Annotated in this window: 14 protein-coding genes; 9 read left to right on the plus strand and 5 right to left on the minus strand. The window is 66.9% G+C overall.

Going from position 1 to position 13,162, the window contains the following annotated elements; all coding sequences use genetic code 11:
• Nucleotides 1–38 precede the first annotated feature (38 nt).
• A complete protein-coding gene (locus VXD91_RS05835) occupies nucleotides 39–518 on the minus strand; it encodes a M23 family metallopeptidase (protein ID WP_318984312.1) in 480 nt (159 codons plus the stop codon).
• A gap of 289 nt (nucleotides 519–807) precedes the next feature.
• Here VXD91_RS05835 and rpsB point away from each other — a divergent pair, with 289 nt between their 5' ends.
• Entirely contained in the window at nucleotides 808–1,629 is an 822-nt protein-coding gene (gene rpsB, locus VXD91_RS05840; protein ID WP_318984313.1) for a 30S ribosomal protein S2, read from the plus strand.
• Nucleotide 1,630: 1 nt separating this feature from the next.
• A complete protein-coding gene (tsf, locus tag VXD91_RS05845) occupies nucleotides 1,631–2,446 on the plus strand; it encodes a translation elongation factor Ts (RefSeq protein ID WP_020102030.1) in 816 nt (271 codons plus the stop codon).
• An 89-nt stretch (nucleotides 2,447–2,535) separates the two neighbouring features.
• Here the strand turns inward: tsf and VXD91_RS05850 are convergent, their stop codons facing one another.
• Entirely contained in the window at nucleotides 2,536–2,820 is a 285-nt protein-coding gene (locus VXD91_RS05850; protein ID WP_318984314.1) for a zinc ribbon domain-containing protein, read from the minus strand.
• Between the two features lie 127 nt (nucleotides 2,821–2,947).
• Here VXD91_RS05850 and fmdA point away from each other — a divergent pair, with 127 nt between their 5' ends.
• Nucleotides 2,948–4,201 carry a formamidase gene (fmdA, locus tag VXD91_RS05855; RefSeq protein ID WP_029118377.1) on the plus strand — a complete coding sequence of 418 codons (1,254 nt, stop codon included), beginning with the start codon at nucleotides 2,948–2,950 and terminating at the stop codon, nucleotides 4,199–4,201.
• A gap of 64 nt (nucleotides 4,202–4,265) precedes the next feature.
• Here fmdA and VXD91_RS05860 read toward each other — a convergent pair whose 3' ends face one another.
• Nucleotides 4,266–4,724, minus strand: a complete 459-nt coding sequence (locus VXD91_RS05860) for a MarR family transcriptional regulator (RefSeq protein WP_318984315.1) — start codon at nucleotides 4,722–4,724, stop codon at nucleotides 4,266–4,268.
• A 158-nt stretch (nucleotides 4,725–4,882) separates the two neighbouring features.
• On the opposite strand from VXD91_RS05860, the gene VXD91_RS05865 reads away from it, so the two are divergent.
• On the plus strand, nucleotides 4,883–5,977 hold the full coding sequence (locus VXD91_RS05865; RefSeq protein WP_318984316.1) for a substrate-binding domain-containing protein: 1,095 nt from the start codon (nucleotides 4,883–4,885) through the stop codon (nucleotides 5,975–5,977).
• A gap of 50 nt (nucleotides 5,978–6,027) precedes the next feature.
• Here the strand turns inward: VXD91_RS05865 and VXD91_RS05870 are convergent, their stop codons facing one another.
• The gene (locus tag VXD91_RS05870; RefSeq protein WP_226521645.1) at nucleotides 6,028–7,761 is read right to left on the minus strand and encodes a hypothetical protein; all 1,734 of its coding nucleotides are present in this window, start codon (nucleotides 7,759–7,761) and stop codon (nucleotides 6,028–6,030) included.
• 290 nt (nucleotides 7,762–8,051) lie between these two features.
• On the opposite strand from VXD91_RS05870, the gene VXD91_RS05875 reads away from it, so the two are divergent.
• The 4 genes from VXD91_RS05875 to VXD91_RS05890 all read left to right on the plus strand — a co-directional run bounded on the left by VXD91_RS05875 (nucleotide 8,052) and on the right by VXD91_RS05890 (nucleotide 11,912).
• Nucleotides 8,052–9,458 (plus strand): amidase, encoded by a 1,407-nt coding sequence (locus tag VXD91_RS05875; RefSeq protein WP_346414906.1) that lies wholly within the window; start codon nucleotides 8,052–8,054, stop codon nucleotides 9,456–9,458.
• Between the two features lie 216 nt (nucleotides 9,459–9,674).
• Nucleotides 9,675–10,280: a hypothetical protein gene (locus VXD91_RS05880; RefSeq protein WP_318984612.1), complete on the plus strand. Its 606-nt coding sequence runs from the start codon at nucleotides 9,675–9,677 to the stop codon at nucleotides 10,278–10,280.
• The gene (locus VXD91_RS05885) at nucleotides 10,280–11,443 is read left to right on the plus strand and encodes a glutathionylspermidine synthase family protein (RefSeq protein ID WP_020102022.1); all 1,164 of its coding nucleotides are present in this window, start codon (nucleotides 10,280–10,282) and stop codon (nucleotides 11,441–11,443) included. The genes VXD91_RS05880 and VXD91_RS05885 overlap by 1 nt, the downstream gene beginning before the upstream one ends.
• A 19-nt stretch (nucleotides 11,444–11,462) precedes the next feature.
• Complete coding sequence (locus VXD91_RS05890) at nucleotides 11,463–11,912, plus strand: DUF350 domain-containing protein (RefSeq protein WP_318984319.1); 450 nt, start codon at nucleotides 11,463–11,465, stop codon at nucleotides 11,910–11,912.
• Here VXD91_RS05890 and VXD91_RS05895 read toward each other — a convergent pair.
• Nucleotides 11,909–12,334 carry a MarR family transcriptional regulator gene (locus VXD91_RS05895; RefSeq protein ID WP_318984320.1) on the minus strand — a complete coding sequence of 142 codons (426 nt, stop codon included), beginning with the start codon at nucleotides 12,332–12,334 and terminating at the stop codon, nucleotides 11,909–11,911. The two genes, VXD91_RS05890 and VXD91_RS05895, sit on opposite strands and share 4 nt — an antisense overlap.
• 45 nt (nucleotides 12,335–12,379) lie before the next feature.
• On the opposite strand from VXD91_RS05895, the gene VXD91_RS05900 reads away from it, so the two are divergent.
• Nucleotides 12,380–13,069 carry a class I SAM-dependent methyltransferase gene (locus tag VXD91_RS05900; protein ID WP_318984321.1) on the plus strand — a complete coding sequence of 230 codons (690 nt, stop codon included), beginning with the start codon at nucleotides 12,380–12,382 and terminating at the stop codon, nucleotides 13,067–13,069.
• The last annotated feature ends 93 nt before the right edge of the window (nucleotides 13,070–13,162 follow it).

A 13,162-nucleotide genomic window follows, 5' to 3' on the forward strand; every position in this document is an offset into this window, starting at 1 on the left:
CACTCGCTGCTTGACATAGGAGCAATGGCCGCTCGCGGTCAAAGGGGCTTGAGGCGGATCGGGGTCTCGGCGAGCAGGCCGAGGGGATCGACGTAGTCGGCGTCGGACGACGCGCCCCACATGGCGCCCCAGTGCAGACAATTCGCGCAGCCGGGGTGCCCGGCCAGCAGCGTGCCGATTGGCGAACCCGCGGCGACGACGGCGCCGGCGCGCACCGCCGCCCGGACGGGCTCGTAGCTGGTCCGCAGCCCTCCCGGATGAGCGACCGACACGACCGGCCGGCCCGCGAGCTCCCCGGCGAACACCACGGTGCCCGGGCCGGCGGCGTACACCGTCTGGCCGGCGGCACCGGCGAGGTCGACGCCCCGGTGCCCGCGCTGCCAGTTCGGCCGCGGCGCGTCGAACGTGCGCACGACGGTCGGTCGCGGCCGCAGCGGCCAGTCCAGCCGGTCGTCGGTGGCGTGCGCCACGCCGGTCGAGCCGAGTCCGGCGAGCAGGAGCGCCAGTAGAATCCGCATCAGGCCAGTTCAGCGCTTCGGCGGCGGCTTCGGCACCCCCAGAAACCCGATCTGTGGACAACCCGCGCACTGTGGACAAAAGCATCCCCGGGAACCGTGTAAACTTCCCGTTGCAATCCGCATTCGTGGGTTGACTTCGCGCGCCTGCACAGCGGCTCGATCTCGGGTCGCCACCGCATGCCGGGCGGTCCCACCTCGGACAACCGAGTCGGGTCCGGCACGCAGCAGACGCCAGGGTCCGGAATCACCCGATGCCGGACGACAACCGATAACTGAGTGAGGCACCAACATGGCCGTAGTGACCATGAAGCAGCTGCTGGACAGCGGCGCACACTTCGGGCACCAGACCCGTCGCTGGAACCCCAAGATGAAGCGGTTCATCTTCACCGACCGCAACGGCATCTACATCATCGACTTGCAGCAGACGCTGACCTACATCGACAAGGCGTACGAATTCGTCAAGGAGACCGTTGCCCACGGCGGCACCGTGCTCTTCGTCGGTACCAAGAAGCAGGCCCAGGAGTCCATCGCCGACGAGGCCACCCGCGTCGGCATGCCCTACGTCAACCAGCGCTGGCTGGGCGGCATGCTCACCAACTTCTCGACCGTTCACAAGCGCCTGCAGCGCCTGAAGGAACTCGAGTCGATGGAGCAGACCGGTGGCTTCGAGGGTCGCACCAAGAAGGAAATCCTCATGCTGACGCGTGAGAAGAACAAGCTCGAGCGCAGCCTCGGCGGTATCCGGGACATGCAGAAGGTTCCGTCGGCCATCTGGGTCGTCGACACCAACAAGGAGCACCTGGCCGTTTCCGAGGCCATCAAGCTCGGCATCCCGGTCATCGCGATCCTGGACACCAACTGCGATCCCGACCAGGTCAACTACCCGATCCCGGGTAACGACGACGCCATCCGCAGCGCCGCGCTGTTGACCAAGGTGATCGCCTCCGCGGTTGCCGAGGGGCTGCAGGCCCGCTCGGGTGCCAAGACCGAGGCCGAAGGCGCCGAGCCGCTCGCCGAGTGGGAGCAGGAACTGCTCGCCGGGGCCACGGCAGGAACCGAGACCGCGTCTTCTCCGGAAGCCGCCACCGAAACCACCACCACAGAAAGCTGAGATGGCTAACTACACCGCTGCTGACGTAAAGCGACTGCGGGAGCTCACCGGCTCCGGCATGCTCGACTGCAAGAACGCACTGGTTGAGACCGAGGGTGACTTCGACAAGGCCGTCGAGGTCCTGCGCATCAAGGGTGCCAAGGACGTCGGCAAGCGCGCTGAGCGCGCCACCGCCGAGGGCCTGGTCGCCGCCAAGGACGGCGCCCTCATCGAGCTGAACTCCGAGACCGACTTCGTCGCCAAGAACGCCGAATTCCAGGCTCTCGCGGACCAGATCCTCACCGCTGCCGTCGCGGCCAAGGCCAACGACGTGGAGACCCTCAAGGCCGCCACCGTCGACGGCACCACCGTCGAGCAGCTGGTCGCGGACCTGTCCGCGAAGATCGGCGAGAAGCTCGAACTGCGCCGGGTCGCCTACTTCGACGGCACCGTCGAGACCTACCTGCACAAGCGTGCCGCGGACCTGCCGCCGGCCGTGGGTGTGCTGGTCGAGTACAACGGTGCTTCCGAAGAGGCCGCTCACGCGGTCGCGCTGCAGATCGCCGCGCTGAAGGCCAAGTACCTCACCCGTGAGGACGTGCCCGCCGACCTGGTCGCCAACGAGCGTCGTATCGCCGAGGAGACCGCCAAGGAAGAGGGCAAGCCCGAGGCCGCACTGCCGAAGATCGTCGAAGGCCGCGTCACCGGCTTCTACAAGGACGTCGTGCTGCTCGACCAGCCGTCGGTGTCCGACAACAAGAAGACCGTGAAGGCCCTGCTGGACGAGGCCGGCGTCACCGTGACCCGCTTCGTGCGGTTCGAGGTCGGCCAGCAGTAAGAACTTGGGCAGCACACCCGCTGCTCACTGACAAAACCCCGCGCACAAACCCGGCGATCCCGGAGTGCGCGGGGTTTTGCTTTGTCCGGCTAGGGCCGGGGGAGCTTGCGGTGCAACGGATTCGTGGTCACCGGCGCGCGGCGGCGACTCGTGGGCAGGCTCTGGACGACATCAGGGCGGTCCGCCGTGGCGCGGGTGGCGTCCTGCGCCCGCATGCCCGGCGAGTTGCCGGCACCCAGGGCGGGCGCTCCGATTCGGCGCCTGGCCGCGCCGCTGCAGCTCGGACACGGCGTATCGGCGGGCACGCTCGCCATCGAATGTTGTTCGGTGAAGTCCGGGCAACCCTGTCCACACCGGAATACGTAGGTAGGCACAACGACACCATAAGCCCTATCCGCCAACGTCATCCGGATGTAACTTGCCCGAACCGCAGACGAGACACCTTCAGTATTGAATACTTCCATTCGGAAGCAAGTGTGTTTGTGTCGCTAGGAGGTCAATGTGCCGGAATTGCTGTTCCCCTTGGATTCGGCGAAGAAGTTCACCGACCAACAGTTGGTCGGCCACAACCGATGGCACCCGGACATCCCGCCGGCCGTCACCGTCAAGCCGGGGGACAGCTTCCGGGCGCACTGCCGCGAGTGGTTCGACGGCGCCATCCACAACGACGACTCGGCCGAGGACATCCTCAACGCGCCACTCAAGGGCGTGCACTGCCTGTCCGGGCCGTTCGCGATCGAGGGCGCCGAGCCGGGTGACCTGCTGATCGTCGACATCCTCGACGTCGGGCCCATTCCGCAGGAAGACTCGGGGCCGCTGGCGGGGCAGGGCTGGGGATACACCGGCATCTTCGCCAAGCAGAACGGCGGCGGGTTCCTCACCGACCAGTTCCCCGACGCCTACAAGGCGATCTGGGACTTCTCGGGGCAGAAGGCCACCTCGCGCCACGTGCCCCATGTGAAGTACACCGGCATCGTGCATCCCGGCCTCATGGGCACGGCGCCGTCGGCGGCACTGCTGGCCAAATGGAACGCCCGCGAAGGCGCGTTGATCGCCACCGATCCCGACCGCGTGCCGCCGCTGGCATTGCCGCCCGAACCGCAGGACGCGATCCTGGGCTCATTGCGCGGCGATGCCTTCACCAAGGCTGCCGCCGAGGCCGCCCGCACCGCGCCGCCTCGCGAGAACGGCGGAAACCAGGACATCAAGAACCTCACGAAGGGCAGCCGGGTGTTCTATCCGGTGTTCGTCCCCGGGGCGAACCTGTCGTTCGGCGACCTGCACTTCTCGCAGGGCGACGGCGAGATCACGTTCTGCGGCGCGATCGAGATGGGCGGGTTCATGGACCTGCACGTGGACCTGATCAAGGGCGGCATGGAAACCTACGGCGTGCATGAGAACGCGATCTTCATGCCCGGCAACACCGACCCGCAGTACTCGGAATGGCTGGCGTTCTCCGGCACCTCGGTGACGCTCGACGGCGAGCAGAAGTACCTCGACTCGGATCTGGCGTACCAGCGCGCGTGTCTGCACGCCATCGACTACCTGACGAAGTTCGGCTACAGCCCGGAGCAGGCCTACCTGCTGCTCGGGTCCGCGCCGATCGAGGGCCGGCTCTCCGGCGTGGTGGACATCCCGAATTCCTGTGCGACGGTGTACATCCCGACGGCGATCTTCGATTTCCCGGTGGCGCCGTCGGCGTCGGGGCCCTACCAGATCGATCCTGGAATGGGCGCGCCACACGCCAGTTTCTGATCCCGCAGCCGGCAGCCAGTTCCCCGATTACCTTGGGGGACTGGCTGTTTGGCGGGTGCCGGTGTCAGCCGCGCAGTTCTGCCGGGGAGCTCGAACCCTGCAGGACGCCCAGCAGCTCGGTCAGGGCTTCGGGCTGCAGCGACGCTGACGTGCACAGCGCGGCCAGCTGTTCGGACTTGTTGAGCCGATCCCGGATCTGGCGGTACAGCGCGTTGCCCCGGCGGGTCTGGTAGACCAGCACCCGCCGGCGGTCGACCACATCGGCCTTGCGCAGCACCAGATTGTCGTCGACCATCCCGTCGACGAGCCGGGTCAGACTCGGCCCGGGCAGCAGCGTCACCTCGGCCAGTGCCGTCATCGGTTTTCCGGCGCCACCCTCGAGGGCGGCCAGCACGTGCCACTGACGCACCGTCAGACCGCCCAGGTGATCGGTCACGACGCGGTCCAGTTCGAAGGCGACCGACTTCACCAGTCGAGCGAGTTCCTCGATGGTGTCAGCACGGGCGCCGGGCTTCATCTCCATGGTGGCGCCCAGCCTACCGTGGTCGGACCTGTCGTCTCGCCGTGAAACAGCGCTGATCGGAAGGTATCTTCAAAATGAATTCTGGCCACCCGGCCGCCGGACGTCGTGGTCGTCGCGATTGAGGTGGCAGGGCTGGGCTGGTCTCCCAAGGTGAGGTGATGGTGAATCCGAAACCTGCGACGATTCCCGCGCGCCCCGACCGGGATGCGGTCGACATTGCGCTCGTGGTGCCGTTGAGCGGGCCCGCCGGGATGTTCGGACCGTCGTGCGAGGCGAGCGCCGAACTGGCCGCCGAGGACATCAACGCCGCCGGCGGCATCCTGGACCGGCCGGTCCGCATTCATCCCGTCGACGCCGGCGCGCCGTTGAACGAGCTCGCGGACGAACTGGGCCGCCTGGTGGCCCAGCAGCAGATCGACGCCGTGGTGGGCTGGCACCTGTCGAATGCGCGGCGGGTCATCACCCCGCAGACGGCCGGGCGGGTGCCCTACGTGTACACCACGTTCTACGAGGGTGGCGAGAGCACCGACGGCGTGTACATGGTGGGGGAAACGCCGGAGCAGCAACTGTTTCCGGCGTTGACGTGGTTGCGTGAGCACCTCGGGCTGAAACGCTGGTGCATTGTCGGCAACGACTACATCTGGCCGCGGCAGACCGCCCGCGTGACCAAGGACTACATGTGGCGGTCGGGCCTCGAGTTCGTCGGCGAGGCATTCGTTCCGTTGGGCGGGCGAGACTTCCGGACGATGCTGGACGTCATCACCGCCTCGGACGCCGACGGGGTGCTGGTGTTGATGGTGGGTGCGGACAACGCGGCGTTCAATCGCGCGTTCGCCCGCGCCGGCCTGGACCAGAGTGTCGTGCGCCTGTCGTTGATGATCGGTGAGGATGTGTTGTGCGCCAGTGGAAGTGGGGCGACCACCGGTCTGTACACCGCGTGCGGCTACTTCGAGAGCCTGCCCACCGAGGTGAACATGGGGTTCGGCTCGCACTATCTGCAGCGGTTCGGCAGTGCGGCCCCGGCGCTCAACAACATCGGTGAATCCTGTTACGAGGGACTGTTGTTGCTCACCGCCCTGGCGCAGACGGCCCGCAGCCTGGAGGTGGCCGCGATCGACCGGGCGCGCTCCAATGTCGCCTACCAGGGTCCGCGCGGCGAGGTCGTCATGCGTGGTGCTCATACTCGTCAACCCGTGTACCTCGCCAGCGCGGACCAACTCGAATTCGATGTGATCGCCGAACTCACCCCCTGACCGACAGCCATGGCCCCGCCCGGTGCTCTGGGCGAGGCCATGACGGTGCGTCAGCTCGACTGCGGTGTCACCGCAGTTTTCAGTAGTTCCGCGCTGGTGGAATCCGTGTAGCCGTCCTTCTTGCACATGTCATGGCAGTCCTTGGTGAGCGTGCAGGTCAGCGAGGACACGGTGCCGTGGTGGAAGGGGCAGTCGTGGACCATGTCCGGCAGCTCGTACCGCTTCTGGTCGACGACGTCCAGCAGCGTCTGGCCCGCCCACAGCGGTTCCTTCTCGATCTCCTCACGAAGCGGATTGCGCCGCGCCAGGTAGTACTTGCCCTTGGTCGCGATGCACATCACCGGTGACAGCACGAAGGACAGCGTCAGCGCCAGGTAGGGCGACCAGGCCGCGAGGAAATCTCCGAAAGCGTGGTAGAAGGCCATGATCGAGAAAACCGAACCGACCAGCATCGAGACGAATCCGACCGGATTGATGCTGTAGAGGTAGGCCCGCTTGAACTCGACGTATGACGGGCTGAGCTTGAGCAGTGGCTTGTTGATCACGAGGTCGGCGACGATCGCGCCGATCCAGGCGATCGCGACATTCGAGTAGAACCCGAGAATGGTGTTGAGCACGGCGAACATGTCGCTGAGCATCAGTGCCAGCGCGATGGCGATGTGCAGACCGAGGTACACCACCCGGCCCGGGTGCACGTGCAGCACCCGGCTGAAGAAGTTCGACCAGGACAACGAGCCCGAATATGCGTTCGTCACATTGATTTTCACCTGTGACAGCAACACCATCAGCGTGGCCAGACCGAGGGCGAGGGCGTCGTTGTGGATGACCGAGCCGAAGCCGCCGAGGAACTGCTCGATGGGTTCGGTGGCGGCCGCGAAACCGACCTTGCCCGCGACGTAGAAGGCCAGGAAGGCGCCGCAGATCTGTTTGGCGGCACCGAGAATCACCCAGCCGGGTCCGGCGGCGAGCACCGCGGCCCACCAGCGCAACGGCGGTGTTTCCGACTTCTCGGGCATGAAGCGCAGGTAGTCGACCTGTTCACCGATCTGGGCGATGAGTGACAATGCCACGCCGGCGCCCGCACCGACTCCGATGGCCGTGACCTGCTCGCTGCCGCCGTTGCCCGCCCAGCTCAGGAACCCGTGGAAGCCCGCCGGATCCGCGGTCGCGATGAAGGCGATGGGGGCGACGAACAGGATCAGCCACAACGGCTGGGTCCAGACCTGGAACTTGGCCAGGGCGGTCATGCCGTAGAGCACGAGCGGAATGATGATCAGTGAGCCGATGATGTAGCCGACGGCCAGTGGAATGCCGAACGCCAATTTCATCGCCTGCGCCATGATCGCGCCTTCGAGCGCGAAGAAGATGAAGCAGAAGCTGGCGTAGATGAGGCTCGTCAGGGTTGAGCCGAAGTATCCGAAACCGGCTCCGCGCGTGAGCAGGTCCATGTCGATGTTGTATTTGGCGGCGTAGTACGCGATCGGGATGCCGGTGAGGAAGATCGTGACCGCGGCGACCAGGATCGCGACGACCGCGCTGGCCGCGCCGTGGGTGACGGCGATCGATGCGCCGATGGAGTAGTCGGCGAGGTAGGCGATGCCACCCAGGGCGGCCACGGCACATGCCATCGGCGACCATTTGCGAAAAGACTTGGGCGCGTAGCGAAGTGAGAAGTCCTCGATGGTGTCCTGGTTGGCCCAGGTGACGAAGCGGGACCAAGGGCCGACGCGGGCGGCGGCCATCGGTTGGCCGTGCACTTCGTCTAGGGATTGCTCGGTAGTCATGAACGCGTTTCCTGTCGAATCCGTCGTAATCGCCAGTGATGCAATGCATCAGGCAGGCAGGTCGGATACGGGCGCCGATGACCGGACCGGTCTGCGACCTGCAGCAGCCGGGTCGAACGGAAATTAGCACCAGTTACTTCCATATGGCACTAGTTCAAATGGAAAGTTACGCCGGGGAAACTGGGCGTTTACGCAGCGCGTTCCACGGTGCACGCAGCCGGTGTCCGGACTCACAACGTGAAATCTGGGGGTAAGGCGGGCTGGTGGTACTGCTTGGTACCGTGGGTGCCATGACACCCATCAGCACATTCGGTGACGACGCCCTCGGCGACCTCGACGCGGTCGGTGTCGCCGACGCGATCCGCAGCGGTGCGGTATCGGCGGTCGAGGTGGTGCAGGCGGCGATCGCCCGGACCGAGAAGGCGCAGCCCGAACTGAACGGCATGGCGTACGAAGCCTTCGAGCAGGCTGTTGAAAAGGCGAGTGCACCAAGACCTTTCGGAGGATTCTTCGACGGGGTACCGACGTTCATCAAGGACAACGTCGCGGTCGGCGGCTGGCCCACCATGCAGGGCGCCGATGCCTGGGCGCCCCGGCCGGCGCCGGCCGACGGGGAGTGGGCGCGCCTGTACCTCTCGACGGGGCTGGTGGCCCTCGGGAAGACACAGCTGTCGGAGTTCGGTTTCAGCGCCTCGGCCGAGCATCCCCGGCTGGGCCCGGTGCGCAACCCATGGGACACCATGGTGACCGCGGGGGCGTCGTCGTCCGGGTCGGGGGCGTTCGTCGCGGCCGGCGTGGTGCCCATCGCCCACGCGAACGACGGCGGCGGTTCCATCCGAATCCCGGCTTCCTGCAACGGATTGGTCGGTCTCAAGCCCACCCGTGGCCGCTTGCCGCTGGACCGTGAGACCCGGATGCCGCTGCAGATCGTCGCCAACGGCGTCCTCACCCGCAGCGTCCGGGACACCGCGGCGTTCTACCGGGAGGCCGAGCGCGTCTACCGGAACCCGAAACTGCCGGCCATCGGCGACGTCACCGCGCCCGGCCGGCGCCGGCTGCGTATTGCGGTGTGCACGAGCTCGATCGGCCGGGACGCCGGCCCCGAGATCCGGGAGTTGACCATGCAGACCGCGGCCCGGCTGGAGGAGCTCGGCCATCGCGTCACCCAGATCGGCAACCCGGCACCGGAGCGGTTCCGCGACGACTTCCTGCTCTACTGGTCTTTCCTGGCCTTTGCGCTGGTCCGTAGTGGAAAACGCACCTTCGGCCCCAGCTTCGATCGCGGCAAGTTGGACAACCTGACCCTGGGACTGGAAGCAAAGGCGGCGCGCAATCTGCACCGCGTGCCGGCCGCCATCGCCCGGCTGGCCGCGTCACGGCGCATTCCGGCGCGCCTGGCCCGCGACTACGACGTGGTGCTCACCCCGACCCTCAGCGAGGTCACCCCGCCGATCGGGCACCTGGACCCGACTGCCGACTTCGACCAGGTCATGTCGCGGCTCATCGACTGGGTCGGCTTCACGCCGCTGCAGAACGCCAGTGGCGCCCCGGCGGTTTCGCTGCCGCTGGCCCGGTCCGCGTCGGGACTGCCGGTCGGCATGATGTTCGGCGCGGCGGCGGGGCAGGAGGCGACGCTGCTGGCACTGGCGTTCGAGCTCGAGCGGGAAATCGGTTGGCCGTCGCTCGCGGCGCGCTGACGTCGACCGGCCGGCGGGGCTATTTTTGCTCGACGCAAGCAGCGGCAACGGCCGCTTTGTCGGGCGGCCAGCCTTATGCTGTCTCACAGGTTGCGTCAATTGGGGGTGTGCATGACTGTCGGGCCCGAGAACGGGGCTGAAAGGCAGCCGTGGAAGTCGTCGGCTCAAGGCGGCGGGCCGGAGCCCGCGCCCGGGTCCGAGCCGAGTTCGCCGCCGGTGCCCCCGGCGGGTCCCACCCCGAATCCGACACCGGACTTCACGCCGCCGGCACCCCCGGCAGAACCGCAGGGTTCCGTCCGCTGGCAGGACCCGGCCACCGCCAAGCCGCGGCAGCCGACCGTCGCCGAGGCCCGGGCCCGCGACAAGGCCAAGAGGGCGCGCGAAGCCGAAGAAGAGATCGAGCGGGTCAAAGCCGAGAAGGCGCGCAAGCGCGCGGCCACCGGCAAGAAGGTCCTCATCGGTTCGGCGGTCGGCGTCGGCGTGGTGGCGGTGGTCGCCGCCGGCTACGCGATCTTCCATCGCGATGATCAGATCAGCGCGTCCTGCGTCAAGGACGGCAGCAACGAAGTGGTGCCGGACAGCTACTGCAGCAGCGGCACCAACTACGGCGGCGGCAGCACGTTCTTGTACATGGGATCGCCGTACCGGTACTACTACGGCGGCTCCAACTCCGGCGTCGGCAGCATCGCCCACGGTGGCACCCTGACCCTGCCGAAAGGCACTACGGCCACAACGAAATCCGGCACCTCCATCTCGAAGTCGGGGTCGTCGGTATCGCGCGGCGGCTTCGGTTCGTCGAGCCACGGAAGCTCCGGTAGCTGATGCGGCGCGAACGTCACGCCCCGCGACCGGGGTGGCAGCAGATCGTTGCCAGCCAGGGCATGTGTTTCGACACCCCGGCCACCGACGCACACGGGAATGACCGTCCGTACTGGGACGAGTCGGTGCACTACGTGTTCGACATGGACGAGGTGCTCTCGATCGAGGCCTCGGTCGAGGTGCTGCACTCGATGTGCCTGGAAGCCGTCGAGAACATCGTGCTGACCGAGCGCTACCGCGACTTCGGGTTGCCGGAGTGGAGCTGGCCGCACATCGAAAAGTCTTGGCGCCGTAGCGATCCGCACCTCTACGGTCGCTTCGATCTCCGCTACGACGGCCGCCGGCCCCCGGTGCTGCTGGAGTACAACGCCGACACCCCCACGTCGCTGCTCGAAGCCGCGATTCTGCAGTGGTACTGGAAGACCGATGTCTTTCCCGCCGACGACCAGTGGAACTCGCTGCACGAGAAGCTGGTGGAGCGGTGGAAGGAAATCCAGGATCGGTTGCCCGGCAACGAAGCCCACTTCACCTGGTCCTCTGCGGACACCAGCGGCGAGGACAACGTGACGCTGGCCTACCTGCAGGAGTGCGCCGCCGAGGCCGGGATGAACACCGTCGGCCTGGCCATCGAGCAACTGGGCTGGGACCGGGACCTGAATCGCTTCGTCGATCTGGAAGACGCCCCGATCTCGACGCTGTTCAAGCTCTACCCCTGGGAATGGGTGCTCGACGACGAATTCGGCAAGTACGCAGCCGAATCCCTGCCGGAGACCATGTGGATCGAGCCGCTGTGGAAGTCGCTGCTCAGCAACAAGGCCATCCTGGCGGTGCTGTGGGAGATGTACCCGGGGCACCCGAATCTGCTGCCGGCGTACATCGACGATCCGCACGAGCTGACCGAATACGTCCGCAAGCCCAAACTCGGGCGCGAGGGGGCGAACGTCACGATCGTCGGCGCGGGTTACGAGACACAGACCGGCGGCGTGTACGGCGAAGAGGGCTACGTGTACCAGTTGCTCGACCCGCTACCGCAGTTCGACGACATGCGTCCCGCCTTGGGCGCCTGGATCGTCGGCGACGAATCGGCCGGCCTCGGTATCCGCGAGACCTCGGGTCTGGTCACCGACAACGGCGCAGCCTTTGTGCCCCACCGCATCCCGCAGTGACCGGAAGGAAACGAACTTCATGACCCTGACCGCTCTTGGCAACGACTACTGGTCCATCGTCGGACACGGCGCGTCGGCGATCGCGCTGTACGCGATCGTCGGCGGCGCGCTGATGATCCTCGGCTTCTTCGTGATCGACTGGACCACGCCGGGACCCTTGCGCGAGCTGGTCCGCTCGGGCCGGCCGAATGCCGCGGCGGTGGCCGCCTCGGGTGTGCTGTCGATGGCCTTCATCGTGGTGCTCGCCATCTACAGCTCGACGGGCGACCTGGCCGGCGGCCTGATCAAGACGCTGGTCTTCGGCCTCATCGGCATTGCCGCACAGGCGCTTTCGGTGCGCCTGATCGGCGCCGTCAAAGGCCTCGACATCGGCGAGATGCTCCACGAGGAGAAGTTCTCCCCGGTCGTGCTCGATGTCGCGGCCGCGTACCTGGCGTTCGGCCTGATCGTCGCCGCCGCGATCCTCTAGTCGGGCGGCATCAGGCTCGTCAGCGTCTCGCGGAACTGCCGGCGCTGGGCCGGGCTCAAGTTGGCCAGCAGCGCGTCGTCGGCGGCGCGAATCCCGGCGTCGGTCTTGCCCAGCAGGGTGCGGCCGGCCCGGGTCAGCTCGGTGGGCCGGGAGCGTCCGGCTGCGACGGTCGAGGGCCGGGTGATCAGGTCGCGGTCCTGCAGCGCGCGCACCACGATGTTCATCGCCTGTGGTGACACCCCGATGAAGCGGGCCATCTCGGCATTGGACATGCCGGAGCGGTTGTCCAATATGCGCAGGCAGACGTACTGCGGGAAGCTCAGGCCGAGCGGTTCGAGAACGTTGGCGGTGATCTCGGCGCGCAGCGCGTTGGCGATACGGCTGAGCAGATAGCCCAGGGGAGCGTCTTCACCTTCGAACATGTCAATTATATTGACATATATCAATCTCGTTGATAAACCGGAGGTATGACCAGACCCACAGATGCCATGTTCGAAAGCGCGTACCGCGGTGAGGCTCCCGAGATGGGTGCCCGGCCGCCGTGGAGCATCGGCGTGCCGCAGCCCGAGATCGCCGCGCTGATCGACGCCGGGAAGGTGCACGGCGACGTCCTCGACGCCGGTTGCGGCGAGGCCGCCACCGCGATCTATCTGGCCGAGCGCGGCTTCACGACCGTGGGTCTGGACCAGTCGGCCACCGCCATCGAACTGGCCCGGGCCGAAGCTGCCCGGCGCGGCGCCCACAATGCCAGCTTCGAGGTCGCCGACATCAGCGACTTCACCGGGTACGACGGCCGCTTCGGCACCATCATCGACAGCACGCTGTTCCACTCCATGCCCGTCGAACTCCGGGACGGCTACCAGCGCTCGATCGTGCGGGCCGCCGCGCCCGGCGCCACCTACATCGTTCTCGTCTTCGACCGCGGCGGCATGCCCGCCGGCCCGGCCAACCCGGTGACCGAGGACGAGCTGCGCGACGTCGTCGGCAAGTACTGGGTGATCGACGACATCTCCCCGGCCCGCATCCACGGCAACATGCCCGACGGTTTCGGCGCGACCGGCGCACCCGGCAGAGGTTTCGCCGACGTCGACGTAAGGGACGAGCCGAACGGACTCAAGTCGGTTCGCGCGTGGTTGTTACAGGCGCACCTGGGGTAGTCCGTCGGGTAGCCGCCCGCCCATCGGGTTCCACCCTCCTTGCCTCCGGCGCGATCGCCATGAGGCAGGATGGAGCCGCTGCCGATCGCCGGG

Source organism: Mycobacterium sp. SM3041 (genome assembly GCF_039668335.1).
GTDB lineage: Bacteria > Actinomycetota > Actinomycetes > Mycobacteriales > Mycobacteriaceae > Mycobacterium.

Bases quoted from the DNA above. Each gene is read 5' to 3' on its own strand.
- VXD91_RS05860 (WP_318984315.1), bottom strand. From the start codon at position 4,724: ATGGAGATGAAGCCCGGCGCCCGTGCTGACACCATCGAGGAACTCGCT.
- tsf (WP_020102030.1), top strand. From the start codon at position 1,631: ATGGCTAACTACACCGCTGCTGACGTAAAGCGACTGCGGGAGCTCACC.
- VXD91_RS05835 (WP_318984312.1), bottom strand. From the start codon at position 518: ATGCGGATTCTACTGGCGCTCCTGCTCGCCGGACTCGGCTCGACCGGC.
- VXD91_RS05870 (WP_226521645.1), bottom strand. From the start codon at position 7,761: ATGACTACCGAGCAATCCCTAGACGAAGTGCACGGCCAACCGATGGCC.
- rpsB (WP_318984313.1), top strand. From the start codon at position 808: ATGGCCGTAGTGACCATGAAGCAGCTGCTGGACAGCGGCGCACACTTC.
- VXD91_RS05885 (WP_020102022.1), top strand. From the start codon at position 10,280: ATGCGGCGCGAACGTCACGCCCCGCGACCGGGGTGGCAGCAGATCGTT.
- VXD91_RS05900 (WP_318984321.1), top strand. From the start codon at position 12,380: ATGACCAGACCCACAGATGCCATGTTCGAAAGCGCGTACCGCGGTGAG.
- VXD91_RS05865 (WP_318984316.1), top strand. From the start codon at position 4,883: ATGGTGAATCCGAAACCTGCGACGATTCCCGCGCGCCCCGACCGGGAT.
- VXD91_RS05875 (WP_346414906.1), top strand. From the start codon at position 8,052: ATGACACCCATCAGCACATTCGGTGACGACGCCCTCGGCGACCTCGAC.
- VXD91_RS05890 (WP_318984319.1), top strand. From the start codon at position 11,463: ATGACCCTGACCGCTCTTGGCAACGACTACTGGTCCATCGTCGGACAC.
- VXD91_RS05895 (WP_318984320.1), bottom strand. From the start codon at position 12,334: ATGTTCGAAGGTGAAGACGCTCCCCTGGGCTATCTGCTCAGCCGTATC.